The 19,681-nt window shown below is 67.0% G+C and carries 21 protein-coding genes; 12 read left to right on the forward strand and 9 right to left on the reverse strand.

The features are described 5' to 3' along the window. The first annotated feature begins 117 nt into the window (after nucleotides 1-117). A complete protein-coding gene (gene pth / locus RQP54_RS16475) occupies nucleotides 118-780 on the forward strand; it encodes an aminoacyl-tRNA hydrolase (protein WP_315679509.1) in 663 nt (220 codons plus the stop codon). 119 nt (nucleotides 781-899) lie between these two features. Further along, nucleotides 900-1,184, forward strand: coding sequence for a hypothetical protein (locus RQP54_RS16480; RefSeq protein ID WP_315679510.1), 285 nt, complete (start codon nucleotides 900-902; stop codon nucleotides 1,182-1,184). An 18-nt stretch (nucleotides 1,185-1,202) separates the two neighbouring features. On the opposite strand, the gene RQP54_RS16485 is transcribed toward RQP54_RS16480, so the two are convergent. The 6 genes from RQP54_RS16485 to RQP54_RS16510 all read right to left on the reverse strand — a co-directional run bounded on the left by RQP54_RS16485 (nucleotide 1,203) and on the right by RQP54_RS16510 (nucleotide 6,113). Continuing rightward, a complete protein-coding gene (locus RQP54_RS16485) occupies nucleotides 1,203-1,490 on the reverse strand; it encodes a YfhL family 4Fe-4S dicluster ferredoxin (protein ID WP_315679511.1) in 288 nt (95 codons plus the stop codon). Nucleotides 1,491-1,623: 133 nt separating this feature from the next. Next, nucleotides 1,624-2,073 (reverse strand): universal stress protein, encoded by a 450-nt coding sequence (locus tag RQP54_RS16490; RefSeq protein WP_315679512.1) that lies wholly within the window; start codon nucleotides 2,071-2,073, stop codon nucleotides 1,624-1,626. Nucleotides 2,074-2,089: 16 nt separating this feature from the next. Then, on the reverse strand, nucleotides 2,090-2,581 hold the full coding sequence (gene coaD, locus RQP54_RS16495; RefSeq protein WP_315679513.1) for a pantetheine-phosphate adenylyltransferase: 492 nt from the start codon (nucleotides 2,579-2,581) through the stop codon (nucleotides 2,090-2,092). Between the two features lie 69 nt (nucleotides 2,582-2,650). Then, nucleotides 2,651-3,295 carry a 16S rRNA (guanine(966)-N(2))-methyltransferase RsmD gene (gene rsmD / locus RQP54_RS16500; RefSeq protein ID WP_315679514.1) on the reverse strand — a complete coding sequence of 215 codons (645 nt, stop codon included), beginning with the start codon at nucleotides 3,293-3,295 and terminating at the stop codon, nucleotides 2,651-2,653. 19 nt (nucleotides 3,296-3,314) lie between these two features. Beyond that, entirely contained in the window at nucleotides 3,315-4,634 is a 1,320-nt protein-coding gene (locus tag RQP54_RS16505) for a pitrilysin family protein (RefSeq protein ID WP_315679515.1), read from the reverse strand. Nucleotides 4,635-4,691: 57 nt separating this feature from the next. Beyond that, nucleotides 4,692-6,113: a pitrilysin family protein gene (locus RQP54_RS16510; RefSeq protein WP_315679516.1), complete on the reverse strand. Its 1,422-nt coding sequence runs from the start codon at nucleotides 6,111-6,113 to the stop codon at nucleotides 4,692-4,694. A gap of 29 nt (nucleotides 6,114-6,142) precedes the next feature. Between RQP54_RS16510 and ftsY the strand changes: the two genes are divergently transcribed. Then, nucleotides 6,143-7,273 carry a signal recognition particle-docking protein FtsY gene (gene ftsY / locus RQP54_RS16515; RefSeq protein ID WP_315679517.1) on the forward strand — a complete coding sequence of 377 codons (1,131 nt, stop codon included), beginning with the start codon at nucleotides 6,143-6,145 and terminating at the stop codon, nucleotides 7,271-7,273. A 12-nt stretch (nucleotides 7,274-7,285) separates the two neighbouring features. Here the strand turns inward: ftsY and RQP54_RS16520 are convergent, their stop codons facing one another. Further along, nucleotides 7,286-8,032, reverse strand: coding sequence for a substrate-binding periplasmic protein (locus RQP54_RS16520; protein WP_315679518.1), 747 nt, complete (start codon nucleotides 8,030-8,032; stop codon nucleotides 7,286-7,288). A 49-nt stretch (nucleotides 8,033-8,081) separates the two neighbouring features. Here RQP54_RS16520 and RQP54_RS16525 point away from each other — a divergent pair, with 49 nt between their 5' ends. The 9 genes from RQP54_RS16525 to RQP54_RS16565 all read left to right on the forward strand — a co-directional run bounded on the left by RQP54_RS16525 (nucleotide 8,082) and on the right by RQP54_RS16565 (nucleotide 18,313). After that, on the forward strand, nucleotides 8,082-9,299 hold the full coding sequence (locus RQP54_RS16525; RefSeq protein ID WP_315679519.1) for an ABC transporter substrate-binding protein: 1,218 nt from the start codon (nucleotides 8,082-8,084) through the stop codon (nucleotides 9,297-9,299). Nucleotides 9,300-9,358: 59 nt separating this feature from the next. Next, entirely contained in the window at nucleotides 9,359-10,114 is a 756-nt protein-coding gene (locus tag RQP54_RS16530) for a PleD family two-component system response regulator (protein WP_315679520.1), read from the forward strand. Between the two features lie 67 nt (nucleotides 10,115-10,181). Next, nucleotides 10,182-11,285, forward strand: a complete 1,104-nt coding sequence (locus tag RQP54_RS16535) for an SMP-30/gluconolactonase/LRE family protein (RefSeq protein ID WP_315679521.1) — start codon at nucleotides 10,182-10,184, stop codon at nucleotides 11,283-11,285. A gap of 111 nt (nucleotides 11,286-11,396) precedes the next feature. Further along, nucleotides 11,397-13,586: a hypothetical protein gene (locus RQP54_RS16540; protein ID WP_315679522.1), complete on the forward strand. Its 2,190-nt coding sequence runs from the start codon at nucleotides 11,397-11,399 to the stop codon at nucleotides 13,584-13,586. A 7-nt stretch (nucleotides 13,587-13,593) separates the two neighbouring features. Beyond that, nucleotides 13,594-14,274: an alpha/beta hydrolase gene (locus tag RQP54_RS16545; RefSeq protein ID WP_315679523.1), complete on the forward strand. Its 681-nt coding sequence runs from the start codon at nucleotides 13,594-13,596 to the stop codon at nucleotides 14,272-14,274. A 153-nt stretch (nucleotides 14,275-14,427) separates the two neighbouring features. Further along, nucleotides 14,428-15,006 (forward strand): cysteine hydrolase family protein, encoded by a 579-nt coding sequence (locus RQP54_RS16550; protein ID WP_315679524.1) that lies wholly within the window; start codon nucleotides 14,428-14,430, stop codon nucleotides 15,004-15,006. Next, nucleotides 15,003-15,932 (forward strand): EamA family transporter, encoded by a 930-nt coding sequence (locus tag RQP54_RS16555; protein WP_315679525.1) that lies wholly within the window; start codon nucleotides 15,003-15,005, stop codon nucleotides 15,930-15,932. The genes RQP54_RS16550 and RQP54_RS16555 overlap by 4 nt, the downstream gene beginning before the upstream one ends. Beyond that, a complete protein-coding gene (locus tag RQP54_RS16560; protein WP_315679526.1) occupies nucleotides 15,929-16,948 on the forward strand; it encodes a GlxA family transcriptional regulator in 1,020 nt (339 codons plus the stop codon). The genes RQP54_RS16555 and RQP54_RS16560 overlap by 4 nt, the downstream gene beginning before the upstream one ends. A gap of 87 nt (nucleotides 16,949-17,035) precedes the next feature. After that, complete coding sequence (locus RQP54_RS16565) at nucleotides 17,036-18,313, forward strand: Hsp70 family protein (protein ID WP_409997587.1); 1,278 nt, start codon at nucleotides 17,036-17,038, stop codon at nucleotides 18,311-18,313. 59 nt (nucleotides 18,314-18,372) lie between these two features. Here RQP54_RS16565 and RQP54_RS16570 read toward each other — a convergent pair whose 3' ends face one another. Both RQP54_RS16570 and RQP54_RS16575 read right to left on the reverse strand, forming a co-directional pair. Beyond that, a complete protein-coding gene (locus RQP54_RS16570; RefSeq protein WP_315679528.1) occupies nucleotides 18,373-19,212 on the reverse strand; it encodes a hypothetical protein in 840 nt (279 codons plus the stop codon). 32 nt (nucleotides 19,213-19,244) lie between these two features. After that, a complete protein-coding gene (locus RQP54_RS16575) occupies nucleotides 19,245-19,622 on the reverse strand; it encodes a hypothetical protein (protein WP_315679529.1) in 378 nt (125 codons plus the stop codon). Nucleotides 19,623-19,681 lie beyond the last annotated feature (59 nt).

The following is a 19,681-nucleotide window of genomic DNA, read 5'->3' on the forward strand; positions in this document are numbered from 1 at the left end:
TCCCCGTGCCTGTGCGTCAACGGCCCACTTCGGTGGGCCGTTTTGCTTTGTGCGCACATGCTGCCATTACACTGTGCGAACGGCGGTATGGCCTCACCTGCCCTTTCCCTTGTCCCCATGATCAAACTGTTTGTCGGCCTGGGCAATCCCGGTCCTGAATACGAAGCCACCCGCCACAACGCGGGCTTCTGGTACATCGACGCACTGGCACGCCAACTCAAGGCCAACCTGGTCATGGACAAGGGCTACCACGGCCTGGTGGCGCGCACCACAGCAGAAGGCCAAACGGTCTGGCTGCTGGAGCCTCAGACCTTCATGAATCTCTCGGGCAAATCGGTGGCGGGGCTGGCACGCTTCTTCAAGATCCAGCCCAACGAGATCCTGGTCGCCCACGACGAACTCGACCTGCCCCCCGGCGAGGCCAAGATCAAGCTCGGAGGCAGCCACGCCGGACACAACGGCCTGCGCGACATCCATGCCCAGCTCGGCACCGACCAGTACTGGCGCTTGCGCATTGGCGTGGGCCACCCGGGCAACCGCGACGAAGTGGTCGGCTGGGTGCTGAAGAAACCCACGCTGGACCACCGCATCGCCATCGAGCAGACCATCGACCGCGCGCTCAAGGCCACGCCCCATTTCCTGCACGGTGAGATCAACAAGGCCACCCTGCTGGTGCACACCAGCAAGCCCCCGCGCCCCAAGCCACCCCGCCCTGCTGCCGTACCTGCTGCGCCTGCCGCAGCCACGTCGCCTAGCACTACCCCGGAGCAAACCCTATGATCCGCCCGCTCAACGTTGCTCTTTTCTTGATAGCGGCCTGGACAGTCTCTCCGTGGGCTGCAGCCGCAAAAGTCTACAAATGCGGGACCACCTACAGCCAGGTACCATGCCCGGACGGTGTGGAGCTGAACACCGGCGCTGGCCCCAGCGCTGCACTGCAGCGCGCGGCACAGAAGGAGAACCGCGAGGCGGAGAAAGCCGCCAACCAACTTGAAAAAGAGCGCCAGGCGCAGGAACGGGCGCAAGCCAAGGCACAACAGGCAGCAGAGAAGGAGCGAAAAGCCGCAGTTGCCGCGGAAGAAAAGGAAGCAGCTGCCACGCAGAAAAAGAACGCTTCGAAGGACAAGGGCACGCTGTACTTCACCGCCAAGGTACCCGCCACCAAGGCGTCACAGGCCAAGTAGGGACCAGGCCCCCAGGGGCTAAACCGCCGAGCCAGGCGCCTTGGCGTATGCCACCACGTTGACGGACTGCAAGCGCTGGTACTTGGCCATCAGCTGCTCTTTCGACTCCACATGTTCCGGGTGCACCGGAATGCATTCCACCGGGCAGACCTGCACACACTGCGGTTCATCGAAATGCCCCACGCACTCGGTGCATTTGGCCGGGTCGATTTCGTAGAAGTCCTCGCCCATGGAAATCGCCTCGTTCGGGCACTCGGGCTCGCACACGTCGCAATTGATGCAATCGGAAGTAATGGTCAGCGCCATGCACGGCTCCCGTGCAATCCGGCGCGCTCACAGGCTGCGTTCATGGGACGCAATTATCCCAGCATCGATGGCCCCCTTCGCTGACAGGGTCTTGGCTTGGCAGCCAACAGTCTGCCAGCAAGCCCCTGCTGGATCAGCCCTCGTCGCCCAGGTCCGCTGGCGCCTTGACGATCACGACCGGCACCGCACTGGCGTGCAGCACTTCGTTGGACACCGAGCCCAGCATGGCGCTGCGCAGCGCGCTGTTGCCGCGTGCGCCCATGGCAATCATGTCGCAACCAAAGCGTTCAGCAATCTCCACCAGTGTGTGGGCCGGGTCACCGCGCGCGACCTCCATTTCATAGGCCAGGCCCTGGGCGTCGAGCAGGGCCCGCGCGGCCTGCAGGGTGTGCACGCCGGCTTCGGCGGCTACGCGGTCGAGCACCTCGGGGTCGTGCGCCACCAGCAATTCGTACAGGTTGGAGGCCTCCTGCACATTGGCCAGTACCGCCTCGACCTGCAGGCCCTTGGTGGCCAGATCGATAGCAAAGCGCACGGCGGCCAGCGAGAGCTCCGATCCGTCAACAGGCAAGAGAATCTTCATGGTGGTCTCCCAAGTGTTACGGTGCTTGCAGTTTGGCATGGAGCCGAACCAGCACCTGTGGTGACACGAAGGCGCGGACATCGCCCTTCAGCGTCGCGATCTCCCGCACCAAGGTACTGGAGATGAACTGGTAGCGCGAATCCGGCGTCAGGAACACCGTGTCGACATCGGGGGCAAGGGAGCGGTTCATGCCCGCGAGTTGCGCCTCGTAGTCGAAGTCGGTCACCGAGCGCACGCCGCGCACCATGACCTGCGCGCCCTGCACCACCGCAAAGTCACGCACCAGGCCGGTGAACGGCTCTACCGAAATGGCGGGATTGTCGGCAAACACCTCGCGCACCGTGGCCAGACGCTCGTCCAGGCTGAACATCGTCTTCTTGTGGTGCGCAGCAGCCACCGCCACCACCACGCGCGCAAACAGGATGGCACTGCGTCGGATCAGGTCCTGGTGACCGAGGGTAATGGGGTCGAAGGTGCCGGGGAACACGGCGGTAACGGAGGGACTCATGGATGGCGTCGTGTCAGAGGAAAGAAATCAAGGGTGCTGGGCACACTGTCGGCCCCGGCATGCAGGATGTCAAGCGGTAGTCCCCAGGGGGGCCAGCAGATGCGCGTGCACCATGCCGGCCTTGAGGTGGCGGTGCAGGCGCAGGCCCAGAGCGGCCAGTTCGTCCTCGCTCCAGGCCCGGGGGGCTTCGAGGTAGACCCAGCCATCGGCAGCCAAGGCGCGCGCACAGTGGCGCAGCGACGGGCCAAACAAGTCAGCGTCGAACGGCGGGTCGAGCAGGATCAGGTGCAGGCTGCCGGGCGCCGCCTGGGCAATGGCTGCCACACCGTCACCACGCTGCACGCGCAATGCTTCGGCCTGCAGCTGGGCTTTGAGCTTTTGCAACTGCGCCACCAGGGCGCTGTCCTGTTCGACCAGCGTGGCATCCTTGGCGCCGCGCGACGCGGCTTCGAAACCGAGCGCGCCGGTACCGGCAAAGGCATCGAGCACCTTCCAGCCGGTAAGGTCCTGCCCCAGCCAGTTGAACAGGGTCTCACGCACCCGGTCGGGCGTAGGCCGCAGCCCGGGCTTGTCGAGCACCTTGAGCTTGGTGCGCTTCCACTGGCCGCCGATGATGCGGATCTCATGGGCCGCGTGGGCGGCGGGTTTGTGTACGGCGGGAGACTTCTTGGTGGACGGTCTGCTGGCGCCTGAACGGGGTTGCTTTGGTGTCATGCCTGCATTGTCCCCTGCCTCAGGGTGTGGCCTTGGGCGGCGTTGCGCCCAGCACCACGGTCGCCATGCGCTGTGGGTTCACCACGCGGGCAAAGGCGGCCTTGACCTGCTCCAGCGGAATGGCCTGCACGCGGGCCTGCCAAGTGTCGAGATAGTCGAGTGGCAGCCCGTTCCAGGCGATGTTGGCCACTTGGCCCAGCAGCTTCTTGTTGCTGTCGAGCAGCAGGGCGAAGCCCCCCACCATGTTGGCCTTGGCGGCATCCAACTCGGCCTGCGTGGGGCCTTCGCGGGTGAAGCGCTCCAGCACCTCACGCACCACGGTCAGTGCCTGCTCGGCCTGGTCCGGGCGCGTCTGCAAGCCCACGGTGAAGGCACCGGCATGCAAGGCCGGCGAGAAGTAGCTGTAGACGCTGTAGGTCAGGCCGCGCTTTTCGCGCACTTCTTCGGTCAGGCGCGAAGTGAAGCCCCCGCCACCGAGCACATGGTTGGCGAGGTTCAGGGCCAGGAAGTCGGGATCATTGCGCTTGAAGCCAGGTTGACCCAGCAGCACCTGAGCCTGGGCGGCATCGAAGGGAATGCGCTGCTCGCTGGCCTGCTGCAAGGGCGCTACCTCGGGCACGGCGGGCACGGCGGGCAGGGCCGGGCAGGCGCCCTGCGGCAGCCACTGCAGCAGCTGGCGCACCACCGCATCGGCCTGCGCCCGGTCGAGCGCACCCACGATGCTGACCTTGGCGCGGCACGGCAGCACCGTGGCTGCATGGTGGCGCTGCATGTCTTCCACACGGATCGCGGCCAAGGTGGCCGCGGTCATTTCGTAACCGTAGGGGTGGCTGCCATAGACCGCGCGGCCGAACGCACGCCCCGCCACGGTGGCCGGGCGGGTTTCGGCCTCCTTGAGGCTGGCTTCGAGTTTCTTGCGTTCACGCTCCCACACGGTCTGCGGGTAGGCGGGGTGCGCCAGCTCGTGCGCCGCCAGCTGCACGGCGCGCTCCAGCAGATCGGGGTAGCTGAGACTGCGCAGCGACACGCTCAGGCGGTCGCCCGTGGCACCCGCACCAAAACTCGCACCCAGGTCGGCCCAGGCTTCGCCCAGGGCGTTTTCGTCCAGCGCCTTCTGGCCCGCAGCGGCGCGCACCCCGGCGCTGAGTTGGGACGCGGTGACACTGGCCAGGCCTGCCTGGCTTGCCGGGTCGCGGCGACTGCCGCCGTCAAAGTCCAACTGCACGTCCACCATGGGAATGCCCGGACTGCGCACCAGGTAGACCTGGGCGCCGTTGTCCAGCGCCCAGTGCTCGATGGGAATGCCTGCCACCGCACTTTGAGAGATGAAAATGGCCATAGCCCAGGTAAATATTGCGTAGACAGCTCGTTTTTTCATAGCAATTCGCATCAATTGTCAGTGCCGCATGCCGGGAATGGCGACGCGCGAGCGGGGCGCACCCATGGGCTGGGGCACCAGGGTGGCAACCGTGAGTTCGTCATTGCCGAAATACTTGGCAGCGACTGCCTGCACTTGGGCTGCCGTCACCTGGCGCAAGCGCGCAATCAGGCGCTCCTGCGTGTCCAGCGGGTAGCCCACCGCCCAGTTGGAGCCGGCCATGCGCCCCTGGTTGAAGACGCTGTCCTGGCCGTACACCGCACCCGCCACCCACTGGGCCTTGACCCGCTCCAGTTCGGCCTGGGAGATGCCCTCCTTCGCCACCCGGGCGATCTCGGCGCGCAAGGCCGCTTCCACCTGCTCCACCGTCTTGCCCTTGGCTGGAACGCCCGAGAGGCCGAACGTGGCAGGGCCGCGTGACATGCCGCCGTAGTAGGCGTCGGCGCTGTCTGCCACATGGTCCGCGTCCTGCGTGAGCGCCCGTTCCAGGCGCGCGCCGTCGTAGCCGGTCAGCACCGCGTCGAGCACCATCAGGGCCAGGGCGTCGGTAGTCTGGGCGTCCGGCGTGTCTGCCAGCAAGCCTTGGGGCGTCAGTCCCGGCACCTTGTAGGACAGGGCCACCACCGCCTGCTCGGCACTGGCCTTGAGCCAGACACGGCGCTCGCCGTTCTGCGCAGGTTCAGGCCGCGGCTTGCGCGCCGGCAGGTCGCGGTGGGCAATGCCGCCGTAGTACTTGGCCGCGAGCGCAAACACCTTCTCAGGCTCCACATCGCCCGCCACCACCACGGCCGCATTGGCCGGCGTGTACCAGGTGCGCCAGAAGCTGCGCGCATCGTCGGGCTGCAGGCTGTCCAGGTCACCCATCCAGCCCACGATGGGGCGCCGGTAGGGGTGGGCCACGAACTGCGTGGCATTCTGCAGTTCACCCAGCCGGGCGTGGGGGTTGTCCTCGGTGCGCATGCGGCGCTCCTCCTTCACCACTTCCAGTTCCTTGCGGAAGTCCTCGTCGCTCCACTGGTTGGTGGCAAAGCGGTCGGCTTCGAGCTGCATCACGGCCTCCAGGCGCTCCACCGGGATCTGCTGGAAGTAGCCGGTGTAGTCCTTGCTGGTGAAGGCATTCTCGCGCCCACCCAGCGCGGCCACCTTGCGCGAAAACTCGCCGGCCTTGAGTGTGGCGCTGCCCTTGAACATCATGTGCTCGAGCACGTGGGCCACACCGCTGGCGCCGTCGACCTCGTCCATGGAGCCCACGCGCACCCACAGCATGTGCACCGCGGTAGGGGCGCGGTGGTCGGGCTTGACGATGACGGTCAGACCATTGGGAAGGACCGTCTGCACAGCGTCAGCGGCAAGCGCCGGGACGGTGGCAGCCAGCGCCAAGCCCGCAGCCAGTAGGCCACGGCGCCAGCGCGCATTCAGGGTGTGGAAAGGGTGTTTCATAGAATGCTGCCATTCTAAGAACGCACGCCATGTTCAGCTTTTTCAAAAAGAAATTCTCCTCACCGCCTCCAGCCTCCGTATCGCCGGCCCCCACCGAGGTGCCCACTGCGGAGCGTGCCCCCGCGGAACCGGTCACAGCCGCACCCGCGGTGGCACCGGCGAGCGCCCCGTCCAGCCCCTCGCCGCTGCCTTCGGGCGGGCTCATCGGCAGTGCGCTGGTCATCCCCATCGACATTCCCGAACCCGCTGCCGTACCCCCCGAGCGCCAGAAGTGGCTCGACAAGCTCAAGGCCGGTCTGGGCAAGACGGCATCGAACATTTCCAACGTTTTTACCGGCCAGGTCATCGACGAAGACCTGTACGAAGACCTGGAAGCCGCCCTGCTGCAGGCCGACGCGGGTGTTGCGGCCACCGAATACGTGCTGAAGACCCTGCGCGACAAGGTCAAGGCCACGGGCGTCACCCACCCGGTGGCGCTCAAGAACATCCTCATCGCCACCCTCACCGACCTGCTGACGCCCCTGCAGAAGCAGCTGGTCATCGGCCAGCACACGCCCACGGTGGTCATGGTCGCAGGCGTGAACGGCGCCGGCAAGACCACCAGCATCGGCAAGCTCACCAAGCACCTGATCGACCACGATGCCAAGGTGCTGCTGGCCGCAGCCGACACCTTCCGCGCCGCTGCGCGCGAGCAGCTCACGGTGTGGGCCGACCGCAATACCGTGGAAATCGTCAGCCATGACGGCGGCGACCCTGCCGCCGTGAGCTTCGATGCCGTGAACGCCGGCAAGGCCCGTGGCAAGGACGTGGTGCTGATCGACACCGCCGGTCGCCTGCCCACCCAACTGCACCTGATGGAAGAGCTCAAAAAGATCAAGCGCGTGATCCAAAAGGCCGACACCACCGCGCCGCACGAGGTGCTGCTGGTCATCGACGGCAACACCGGACAGAACGCCGTCACCCAGGTCAAGGCCTTCGACGACGCGCTGGGCCTCACGGGCCTGATCGTGACGAAGCTCGATGGCACCGCCAAGGGTGGCGTGCTGGCGGCCATCGCGCGCGAGCGGCCGATTCCGGTCTACTTCATCGGCGTGGGCGAAAAGCTCGACGAACTGGAGACCTTCAACGCGCGGGAGTTCGCGCAGGCTCTGGTGGTCTGAAGGGGCCGAGGATCAGTCGTAGCGGGCGTAGATGCGGTCCAGCTCACCGCTGCGCTTGAGGCGTTTCATGGCGGCCTCCAGTCGCTTGACCACGCCTGGGTCGACATGCTTGGCGACCCAAAAATACGCGGGCGAGGTATCCATTACCCCAGGATGCAAGCGCAGCACCCGCTCCAAACGTTCGGCGCGGATGAAGTGGGCAGCGGTGAGCGAGTTGGTATAGAAAAAGCGCGCTTGGCCGTTGGCCACCGCGCGCACTGCCACGTCCGACCCACCGGACTCGACCACCTGCACCCCGGCATCCTTGAGCTTGCGGTAGTAGGCGGCCCCGGTCTGCACCGCCACCAAGGCGCCAGACCGCGCCAGGTCCTCGATCGTCGCCACGACCAGCGTATCGTCCTTGCGCGCCGCCATGCGTTCTCTGATCAGGTAGACCGGCGTTTCCAGCGGATAGGCCACCTGCAAACGCTCAGGTGACTTCAACAAGCCGCACATGACATCCTTGCTTGCACTACCCAAGTCAAACTCGATTCGCTTCTGGGGACGTGGCACGGGGTCCAACTCGAAGCGCAAGCTGGCGTCCTGCCGTTCCAGCGCCGCCATGATGTCCGGACACAACCCGTACGGCGCAGGGTGGTTGGCGTCGGCTTCCAGGTACTTGGGGGCGGAGGCCTCCTGGAACTGGACGCGCAGGGCTTGCGCGGAGACCGCACACGCAAAGACACCCAGGGCACATGCCAATATTCGCTTCCAACGCATTGGCACAATGTAGGGTGGCCCGATACAGGCGTCAAGCATTGCCCCTTCCATGCACCCTCTTTCTCAAGCCCCCACCCGCCGCCACTGGCTGCAACTCACGACCGTCTCCGCGGTTTCCTTGCCATTTTGGCCTGCAGCCCAGGCAGAAACTGCGTGGGCAGCTATCGAAAAACGAGCAAGAGGCCAGACCGTCTATTTCAATGCCTGGGCCGGCTCGCCGGCCATCAATGCCTACATCCAGTGGGCGTCAGCGCAGGCCAAGGAACGCTACGGTGTCCAGGTCGAGCACGTGAAGATCAGCGATGCGGCCGATACGGTGCGGCGTGTGCGCAACGAGAAGGCTGCGGGCAAGACCAGGGGGTCGGTGGACCTGGTGTGGATCAATGGCGAGAACTTCCTGGCCATGAAGCGCGAGCAACTGCTGTTCGGCCCCTTTGCCGAACAGCTGCCCCACTTTGCGCTGGTGGACACACAGGGCAAGCCGACCACGCGGCTGGACTTCGCCGAACCCACCGAGGGCTTCGAGGCGCCCTGGGGCATGGCCCAGCTGACGTTCATGGTGGACGCGCAGCGCACCCCGGAGCCACCGCGCTCGCTGGCAGCGCTGCTGGCATTTGCCAAGGCCCACCCAGGCCGCGTGAGCTACCCACGGCCTCCCAACTTCCATGGCACCACCTTCGTCAAGCAGGTGCTGATGGACGTGAACCGCGACCGCTCCGCACTGTACCGCCCGGTCACCGACACCGCGTTTTCCCAAGCCACGGCACCGCTCTGGACTGCGCTGGATGCGCTGCACCCCCTCCTGTGGCGTGGTGGGCGCCAGTTTCCCCTCAGTGCCGAGGCCCAGCGCCAGATGTTTGCCGACGGGGAGTTGCTGCTGGCCCTCACGTTCAACCCCAACGATGCGGCCAATGAAATCGCCGCGGGCCGCTTTGCCAAAAGCGTGACAAGCTATCAGTTCGATAGCGGCACCATTGGCAACACGCACTTCCTGGCCATCCCGTTCAATGCCGCGGCGGCCGATGCCGCGCAGGTGTTTGCCAACTTCCTGCTCAGCCCGATGGCGCAGGCCCGCAAGGCCGACATTGCCGCATGGGGCGATCCCACCGTGCTGTCCATGCAGAAGCTGACACCGGCCGACCGGGCCCTGTTCGGACAGCAACGCGCTCCTGGGCAGGTGGAGCGCAGCGCGCCCACCATCCCTGAGCCGCACGGCAGCTGGGTTGAGCCGCTGGAGCGCGAGTGGGCCCGTCGCTACGGGGGCTGACAAATTGCGTGCCCGTGGCATACTGAACTCTCACCGTTGGACCGAAAAACCACCATTCCATGAGCGCCGATCTTGCCGCCCTGATGGCCGAACTGCTGGCCGAGTTTCTGGACGAACTGCCGGCGCGCTGCCACGAGCTGGAAGAGTCCATCCTGGCGCTGGAGTCAGGCCAGGAAGGCGCGTTCGACGAGTTGTACCGCCAAGTGCACAGTCTCAAGGGAACAGGCGGTGGCGTGGGCTTGCCCGTCATCACCACCATCTGCCACCAGTTCGAATCGTTCCTGAGCGAAGTGCGGGTCTGCTTTGACCACAAGGCGACCAATACCGCGTTGGCCTATGTGGATCTGCTTCGCCGCACCATCGGAGCGGACGGGAGGACGGACGCCGCGGTAGCGGCCACTGAGCAGGCCCTGGAGGCCATGCGCCTGCTACGCTTGTCGGGCCGCACCTCGGTGCTCATCGCCGAGCCTTCGCAGACCCTGCGCCGGGTGTACCAGGATGAACTTGCCGGACCGCAAACCAAGCTTCACCTGATCGGCAACGGCATGCAGGCGCTGGAGCGCCTGCTGCACGAGCCCTTCGACCTGCTCATCCTGTCGCGCGAACTGCCAGCACTCAACGGCCTGGCCGTGGTGGCGGCGCTGCGCGAGGCGCGCTGCAGCAACAGCAACATTCCGGTAGTGCTGGTCAGCAGCAATACGGCACCGGTTGGCGCGCACCTGAACATCCAGACCCTGGCCAAGCGCGACCAGCACCTGCTGGGACAGCTCCAGGCCGCCATCAGCCGAATCCAGAACGCGCGCGCGGCACGCTGACCGTCCGCCGCTGCCCGCTTGCGCGAAGCGATCCGGCTACCATCACGGATCGCACAAGGAGGCAAGCATGCGGAAAATCTTCCTGGGAGTTGGGTTGGCGTTGGCCCTCGGGGTTGCCTATCTGATGCTGTGGCCGGTCCCGATCGAGCCGGTTGCCATCACGCTACCGGCATCGTCGGGCTACACCGGCATCCACGCGCCCAACCAGCGACTGGCTGCGCTGCAACTGATCGACCTGCACGGTGAAGAAGGCCCGGAACACATCGCGTTCGGACCCGATGGCAAGCTCTACACCACCGTGGCCAGCGGCAACATCCTGCGCATGGACGCCGACGGCGCGGGTCAGCAGGTATTTGCCAACACCGGTGGGCGCGTGCTCGGTTTCGACTTTGACGCCCAGGGGCGCCTCATTGCGGCCGACGCCATGCGGGGGCTGCTGGCCATCGACTCCCAGGGGCACAGCAGCGTGCTGGCCGACCATGTCACACCGGACGACCCGATCCGCTACGCCGATGCCGCTGTGGTGGCGCGCAGCGGCAAGATCTACTTCAGCGACGCTTCCCAGCGATTCGCACCACGCGACTGGGGCGGGACCTTCAACGCCAGCGTGCTCGACATCATGGAACAGAGCGCCACAGGCCGGCTGCTCGAATACAATCCGGCGACGCGCACGGTGCGCGTGCTCGCCTCCGGCCTGAGCTTCGCCAACGGCGTGGCACTGACACAGGATGAGCGCCATGTCCTCGTGAACGAGACCGGCCGCTACCGGGTGTGGAAAGTGGCGGTAACTGCGTCCAACCTGAGCCTGCGCAATGGCCCGGTGGCGGGTGCCCAGGTGCTGCTGGACAATCTGCCGGGGTACCCCGACAACCTGATGCGCGGACTGGACGGCCGTATCTGGCTCGGCCTGGCCAAACCGCGCAACCCCAAGGTGGACGGCATGGGCCCCAAATCCTGGCTGCGTGCCTTGAGCCTGCGCCTGCCACGCGCCCTATGGCCGGTTCCCCCAGCCTATGGGCATGTGGTCGCCTTCACCGAAGACGGGACTATCGTGGCCGACCTGCAGGACCCCAGTGGCGCCTACCCGGAAACTACCGCGGTCACCGAAACCCGGGAGCGCCTGTACGTGCAGAGCCTGCACGCCAAGGGGCTGGGCTGGCTGCCAAAGTAAGGTCGTCGGGGCTACGCCGATCGTCCCTCGGTGAAGGCCGCTGGTCCTACCCGCCGTGCGAACCGGCAGCATTCCCCTACACTGGCGCCTTTCGCCCCTGAGGACACCTGCATGCAAGCTCCCACGCGCGACAACGGTCCAGACACCGTGATCGAGGACGGCGCGCCCGATGCGGCGGCCACCGCACCGCTGCAACGCCACCACACCCGCACCGTGCTGCTGGCAGGCGTTGCGCTGCTGATCGTGATGTTGCTGCTGTGCGGTTATGCCTATCAGCGCCAGCGCGCACAGCTGCAGTTGGCCATGCACGATCAAGCCACATTGACCCAGCAGGCGCTGGAGATGCGGCTGGACCTGGTACGCAACCATGTCGCGGGCATGCGGTATGCCGTGGAGCGCGCGCTGCGCTGGCCGGTACTGGCCGATGGCGGTTTTGTCGATCGCGTGCAACAACGCAACCTTTCTCCAGTGCGCGGCGCCCCCTGGGAGCGCCTGCCCGCTGACCTGGTGCGTGAAGTCGGTGCATTGCACATGCACCCCGACGCCGCATTCGACGCCGCCGCACTGCGCCGCGACCTCAACGCCGTCTCGGCCGCGCTGCCGGCGGTGGTGTCGCTGCATGGCTCAACCCCCACGCTGTGGAGCAGCTACTACCTCGACAGCACCCAACGCTGGCGCCTCGGTTACCCACCCCAGGCCCACGATGAGCGACTCAAGGCAAGTGGCGCCAACGACATGGCCACTGCGCTGCAGAACCTCTGGCCCGGTGCCGCGATTCAGCCCGTGGCACTGACCCAGGCGGCACAGAAGGCGCAGCGCGCTTCGGTATGGACTGCCCCGTTCTCCAGCCCCAAGGGGCTGGGGGTGGCCCTGCTGGCACCGGTCCTGCTGGGACAGGAACAGCTCGGGGTGGTCGGTGCCGACGTCGGCCTGGACCTGTTCGATTTCGTACTGGTGCAGCACGCCCCAACCATAGGCCGGGCCCTGGTCGTCAATGCCGAGGGTCAGGTGCTGGGCGACAGCGGCGGTGCACTGACCCAGGCCAAAGCGCCGCTGCGCCTGACCGATGTGGTACCCGGCGCCGGTACGCCCTGGAGCGATGCATCGCCCGACCCCGCCTGGCAGCGGCTCACGCTGCGGGGCGGCGACCTCTTCCTGCTGCTGTACCAGCCCCCCGCCGCCCTGCGGTCCGCGGCACTGGGGCCCCTCAAACCCTACTTCGCGCTGGTGCTGGTCGTTGTCTGTGCGCTGGGCGCACTGGTGTACTGGCAGAACCGGCATTTCACCCTGCCCGCCCTGCAGCTGGTGCAGTACGCCCACCAGCTCGACCAGTCACCGCAGCGCAAGGCCCCACCGGCACCTGCGGCCTGGGCGCCATGGTTTGCCCAGCTGGCCCAGTCAGCCCGCGAGCGCCATACCCTGATGAGCGCGACCCTGCGCCATGCGCGCCAGCAGCAAAGCGAGCAGGACTCGCGCCAGGCCGAGGTCGACAACGGTGCCGCGGCGCTGGCACAGGCGCAGGCTGAACTGCAGACCTGCCAGCAGCAGCTGGTGCGAGCCGAACGCCAGGCAGCGCTCGGACCGGTAGTGACCAAGGCCACCCAAACCCTGCTGCCCCTGCTCGGTGAAGCACAGCAGACCGCCAACACCGTACACCAGCACAACGAACGCCTGCAGCAAGGCCTGCTGCATGGCGCGCCCGCTGACGAACTGCAGCAGCAGGCCCTGGCGCTGGACCAGGCCACCGTAGCCCTGGGCAAGCAACTGCAGGGCATGGCCCCGGTGCTGGCCCAACTGCGCCAGGCCAGCACCGACCCCACGCGCGAAACACCGCGACGCTTTGCGCTGCATACCCTGGCCGAGCAGGTGCTGGGCCAGCTGCCGGCCGCGGTGCGCCGCGAGGGCATCCACCTGGTCAACGGCATCCCGCGCGACATCGAGCTGCTCACCCGTGCCCAGGGATGCGGCCAACTGCTGGGCCAGGCACTGGCCCAGACAGTAGCTCAGGCCTTCAACGCCAGTGCCGAGGGCATCGTGCGCCTCAGTGCCCGGGCCACCCGGCGCGACGACGGCGTCGACGTGGTGCTGCTGCAGATCACCGACAACGGCAACAGCCACGCCTGCGTGGTGCCCGAGCACACCCAGCGCGCGCTGGTACAGGGTGCACTCGGTGGTTCGGTGGCGCACCAGGTAGAGCAAGGCGCCAATGTGTGCACCATCACACTGGCCCAATTCATCGACCCACCTGCCGAGGCTGCCACGCCCCCATCGCCGGCACTGCCCGAACTGCCCAGCGCCTGATACGACCATGACCGACACCCCGCTCTTGCCCCACCTCACAGTGGAAACTGCCTCTGCGCCGACCGCAGCGGTGATCTGGCTGCATGGCCTGGGGGCCGACGGACACGACTTTGCTGGCCTGGTGCCTGAACTGGACTTGCGTGGCTGCCCGCCCATCCGCTTCATCTTCCCCCATGCGCCGAGCATCCCGGTCACCATCAACAACGGCTACGTCATGCCGGCCTGGTTCGACATCCTGGGCATGAACGGACAGGGGCCGAAGGACGAAGCCGGCATCCGCCGCTCGCAGACCCAGATTCATGCCCTCATTGCCCAAGAGCGTGCGCGCGGCATCGCAGCCGAGCACATCGTGCTGGCAGGCTTCAGCCAGGGCTGCGCCATGGCGCTGCATACCGGCTTGCGCTTGACGGAGCGACTCGCCGGCATCGTGGCGCTATCGGGCTTCCTGCCCCTGCCCGAAACCATGGCCACCGAACGCCACCCGGCCAATGCCCAGACGCCTGTCTTCATGGCCCACGGCAGCATGGACCCGGTGGTGCGCGTGGAGCGCGGCACCGCCAGCCGCGACACCCTGCTCGCCCTGGGCCAGCCCGTGGACTGGCACAGCTACCCCATGGAGCACAGCCTGTGCGCCGAGGAGGTGGCCGACATCAGCGCCTTCCTGCGCCGCGTGCTGCCCAAGACCTGATCGCGCCGCCCGCCCCAGGCCCGCGCGGCCCCGCGCCGTACCCTCGCATTTTCAACATGTCTGAAAATGAGCGATTCCTGTCTCTTTATGGGCTGCATCGCTGGTACAACAAACTCAGAATCAGGACTTCGACTTAATGAATGGAGTCTCAAAATGAATGCCGCCTTGCTGGTCATCGATGTGCAGGAATCCTTTCGCCAACGCCCCTACTTCGAGCCGGTGCGCGCGGCGGCCTATCTGGAGCGGCAGAACACGCTCATTGCCAAGGCCCAGACGCGCGGCCTGCCCATCGTGCGGATCCTGCACACCGACGGGCCCGAGGACGCCAGCAACCCCTTTGCCCTGTGCAGCGGCCACGTGCGCCCCCTGGAAGGCCTGGTCGAATTCGCCGAAGCCGCCCGCTTCGTGAAGCGCCGCCACAGCGCGCTGGTGGGCACCGGGCTGGACGTGTGGTTGACCGAGCGCGGCATCCGCCGCCTGGTGGTGAACGGCATCCGCACCGAACAGTGCTGCGAGACCACCACACGCCACGCCTCGGACCTGGGCTGGAGCGTGGACTACCTGCTCGACGCCACCCTCACCTTCGACATGCACACCCCGGACGGCCGCCCCCTGACTGCCGACGCCCTGTTCGAGCGCACCGCCGCAGCCCTGCACCAGCGCTTTGCCCACGTGAGCGATGTGGCCACCTGGTGCCAAACACCCCTGACCGAAAGACCCAGCTACCTATGACACCACGCCAATCCCTGATGGCCCTCGCCATCGTTCTCACCTGGGGAGTGAACTTCGTCGTCATCAAGGTCGGCCTGCAAGGCGGACTGCCGCCGCTGCTGCTGGGGGCGCTGCGCTTTGCGCTGGTGGCCTTTCCCGCCGCCCTGCTGGTGCCGCGCCCGCAGGTGCCGCTGCGCTGGCTGGTGGCCTATGGGCTGACCATCAGCCTGGGGCAGTTTGCCTTCCTGTTCTGGGCCATGGCGGTGGGCCTGCCGGCGGGCCTGGCGTCCGTGGTGCTGCAGTCGCAGGTGCTGTTCACCCTGGGCCTGTCGATGCTGCTGCTCGGCGAGCGGCTGCAGCTGCACAACGCGGTGGGCGTACTCGTGGCCATGGGGGGCCTGGGCCTGCTGGGCTGGCACAGCCTGAACCAGGCCCACACCCCGGATGGCATGGGCGTGCTGCTGGGCTTTGGCCTGTGCCTGCTGGCCGCCCTGTGCTGGGCCTGTGGCAACCTCATCAACAAGCGCATGCAGGCCGCGCCTTCGCAGCTGATGGGGGTGGTGGTGTGGGGCGCCATGGTGCCGGTGCTCCCTTTTGCGCTGCTGTCGTATGGGCTGGAGGGGCCGCAGCGCATCAGCGCCGCACTCGCAGGACTGGACTGGGGCGGCGTGCTGGCCGTGCTCTACCTGGCCTACGCCGCCACCATCCTGGGCTACACGCTGTGGGGCACGCTGCTGACCCAACTGCCCACCAGCACGGTGGCACCACTGACCCTGCTGGTGCCCGTGGTGGGGCTGTCCAGTGCCTGGCTGCTGCTGGGCGAACGACTGGCCCCGCTGCAGCTGGCGGGTGCCGCCACTATCCTGCTGGGGCTGAGCATCCATGTGCTGGGCGGGCGCTGGAAGGCCCTTTTCGCCCCACCGGACAAGCTCCCCGCCCGCCCATGAGCCCCACCACCCACGTCCACTTCCTGCTGCTGCCCGGCAGCATCATTCTGGACTGGGCGGGCCCGGCCGAGGCGCTGCGCATTGCCAACCAGCTGCGCCTGGCACAAGGGCAACCTGCGCTGTGGGAGCTGCATTTCTGCGGCGCCAGCAGCCAGGCCCGCAGTTCGGTAGGCGCAGTGATTCAGACGCTGGAGCCGCTGCCGGGTGCCGCCACGCTGGCGCAGGGGCAGCACTGGCTGGTGCTGGTAGGCCAGCCGGGGGAGCAGGTGGCGCTGGACCACCCCGACGCACAGGCCCTGCTGCGCTGGCTGCGGGCGCTGCCGGTGCCCTTGCGCAGCGGCAGCGTCGAGCTGCTGTGCGTGTGCGCCGGCGCCGTCATTGCCGCGCACGGCGGACTACTGCACCAGCGCCATGCCACCACCCACCACCAGCACCTGGACGAGCTGCGCGCGGTAGCCCCCACCTGCCAGGTGCAGGACAACCGCGTGTTCGTGCACGACGACGGCATCTACACTAGCGCGGGCATGACCACCGGCATCGACCTGTTCCTGCACCGCATTGCCGCGCTGGGTGGCCCCGCACTGGCAGCCCAAGTGGCGCAAACCATGGTGGTGGCGCTGCGCCGGGGGCCGAACGACCCAGAACTGTCGCCCTTCCTGAGCTACCGCCAGCACATCCACCCCACCGTGCACCGGCTGCAAGATGCCATTGGGCAGCAGCCGCAGCTGGACTGGTCGCTGCCGCGCATGGCCGCGCTGGCACACAGCTCCACACGCCATGTGGCGCGGCTGTTCAACCAGCATGCGGGCATTGCACCGCTGGAATACGTGCAGCGCATCCGGCTTGCCACGGCGCAGTCGGCGCTGCAGGCGGGCTACAGCGTGACACGCGCAGCGGAGATGGCCGGCTTCAGCTCCGACGGCCAGCTGCGCCGCAGCTGGCACACGCTGGGCATGGCTGGCAGCCCCAAGGGCAGCCAGCCACCACGCCAACCCCTGCGCACCGGCCGGGCCTGAGCACCGCACCGAAGCGCCGGTTTTGCCCGACAATGCCCACCCGCCAACCTGGGCTCTGCGCCTGCGCTCTCCTGCTTCCTGACCGTGATCGACTCTTCCCGCGTGCCCGTGCTGGGCATTGACTTCGGCACTTCCAATTCCGCCGCCGCCCTGGTGGACGCCCATGGCCAGCTGCAGGTGATGGCGCTGGACGGCACCCGCGACGAAATGCCCACCGCCGTGTTCTTCTGCCAAGAAACCCAGCGCGTGCTCTTCGGTGCGCAGGCCATGGCCGAATACCTGAGCGGCACCGAAGGCCGCCTGCTGCGCTCGCTCAAGAGCCTGCTGGGCAGCGCCCTGATGGACGAGTACACCGCCGTGGGCGAACGCAGCGTGCGCTTCTTCGACATCGTGGTGCTGTTCTTCAAGGAACTCAAGCGCCGCGCCGAAGCGCAAACTGGCCTGCAGCTCACCCATGCCGTGCTGGGCCGCCCGGTGCACTTCGTGGACGAGCACCCCGAGCGCGACGCACTGGCCCAGGCCACACTCGGGCGCGCCGCCCGCGAGGCCGGTTTCACCCACATCGCCTTCCAGTTCGAACCCATTGCCGCCGCGCTGGACTACGAGCAGCGCCTGCAGCGCGAGACCACGGCCCTGGTGGTGGACATTGGCGGCGGCACCTCGGACTTCACCGTCATCCGCCTCAACCCGCAGCGCAGCACGCTGGCCGACCGAAGTGCCGATGTGCTGGCCACCACCGGCGTGCACATCGGCGGTACCGATTTCGACCGCCTGCTCGACCTGGCCTGCGTCATGCCGCTGCTGGGCTACAAGCACATCGGCACCGGGGGGCGCCCGGTGCCCAGCAGCATCTTCTTCGACCTCTCCACCTGGCACCTGATCCACCAGACCACCACGCGCAAGGCCCTGCACAACGCCAAGGAGCTGTGGACCGACTACGCCGACCTAGCCTTGCACCGGCGCCTCATGGCGGTGCTGGAGCAGCGCAGCGGCCACCACCTGCTGGCCGAGGTGGAGCGCGCCAAGATTGCTTGCTCGGTGGCAGGCGCGGAGCAGTCCCTGGACCTCGACTTTGTGGAGCGCGGTCTGCGTGCCGCCCTGCCCTCTGCCCTGCTGGAACAGGCCCTGCAAGGCGCCATCGCCCAGGTCGTGGCCTGCGCCCAGAACTGTGTGCAGGCATCAAACCTGACCCAGGTGGACACGGTCTACCTCACCGGCGGCTCCTCGGCCCTGCGCCCGCTCATGGCCGCCCTGCAGGCCGCCATGCCCCACGCCACCCTGGTGCAAGGCAACCGCTTCGGCGGCGTGGCCGCCGGGCTGGGCTACTGCGGTGCCACGGTGGCATTTGAGTCGCTACAAACTTAGGAGCTAGCTACGCATATTCCATGCGGGCAAAGTGCCAAAACAGCACAATGAACCGACCACTACACCGCCTCGGGTCGCGGGCGCAGGTAGATGAAGCGCAGGCCTTCGAGCTGCTGCACGAAGGCGGGTGTGAACCCCAGGGCGGCATAGGGTGCGACGGAAATCTGCAGCGCATCGCTCTCTGTGGCCAGGCGCAGGGACTGGCGGTCGGCCAGGGTGTAGGTCTGCGCCACCTCCAGCGTGTCGGCATAGGGGCTCAGCGTGTTGAGCACCGGCACCTGCACCACCGGGTCGCGCAGTGCACGCCAAGCCGCAGCCCAGCCCACACGGCGCGCCAGCTCCCAGGCCAGCGCCGTTGGCATGCGACGCACTTCGTCGAGGGCCCCCTGCACCAGCGGCTGTCCGTCAATGTCTGAAAATTCGAACTGCCAGCGGGAACCAGCGCGCGTGAGTATGCCGGTTCCGAACCGGGCATCGAGACCCAAATGCTCGGCGTTGTAGCGCACCACGCGTTGCGTGCTGTTCCACAGGCCGTGGCACACCACGCGCACCTGGGGCTGGGTCACCAGGGCGACGAGCATGGCCAGCGGGTGTGCCACCACTGGCGGCGCCTCCCCCCGGCTGGCAAGCAGGGAGATCTGAAGTTCATGGTGGGGGCCGAGGTTGGCTTCGGTGAAATCGCCCACCCACACCGCTGCCAAGGCCCGACCCTCGGTGTCGCGCACCGGATGCAGGCCGCTGGGCCCGAGCAAGGCAGCGGCCTGCGCCGATTCCACGGTTCCACCCACCAGAAGAAGCGTTCCGTCGTAGACGTGGTAGGGGCTGGTCAGTTTTTCGTCACCCACCTGCACATGGGCGTCCAGAGGGAAGCGTTCGAAGAATCGGTGTTCCTTGCGCATGGCCGCATTGTGTCGCGAAGGAATGCGCTGGCTCAAGGCTCCCGTTCGTCCGTTGGGGTGGGCAGGATGGGCGGCTGCGACATGAACTCGGCAAAGGATTTCCAACCGGCCCAGGCCGCGTAGCCCAGACTGGGAACGACCATGAGCAGCCCCGCTACGAGGCCGTCTCCCATCCAGAACAGGATCGCGCAGCCCAGCAGCACCCAGCCCGGCGTGCGCAGGCGCTCGAATCGGCCGGCCCAGAGCAGAAGGAACACCCCAGAGCAGGCCAGCGCCAGGGACAGCGTCAGCAGGAACAACATGCCCACCCAGCCGTCGGTGCTGACGTCGGCGCTGACCCCCCAGTACATGCCGCTGAGCAACACCACCAGCCACACAGAAGCACTCAGGAAACCCAGAACGATTCGCATGGCCCTAGTGTATGCAAAGCGGCGTGAGACGCTTGCCCTGGGTTGCAAGACAGGACGCG

It is taken from the genome of Curvibacter sp. APW13 (assembly GCF_032337135.1).
In the GTDB taxonomy this organism is placed as follows: Bacteria; Pseudomonadota; Gammaproteobacteria; order Burkholderiales; family Burkholderiaceae_C; genus Allorhodoferax.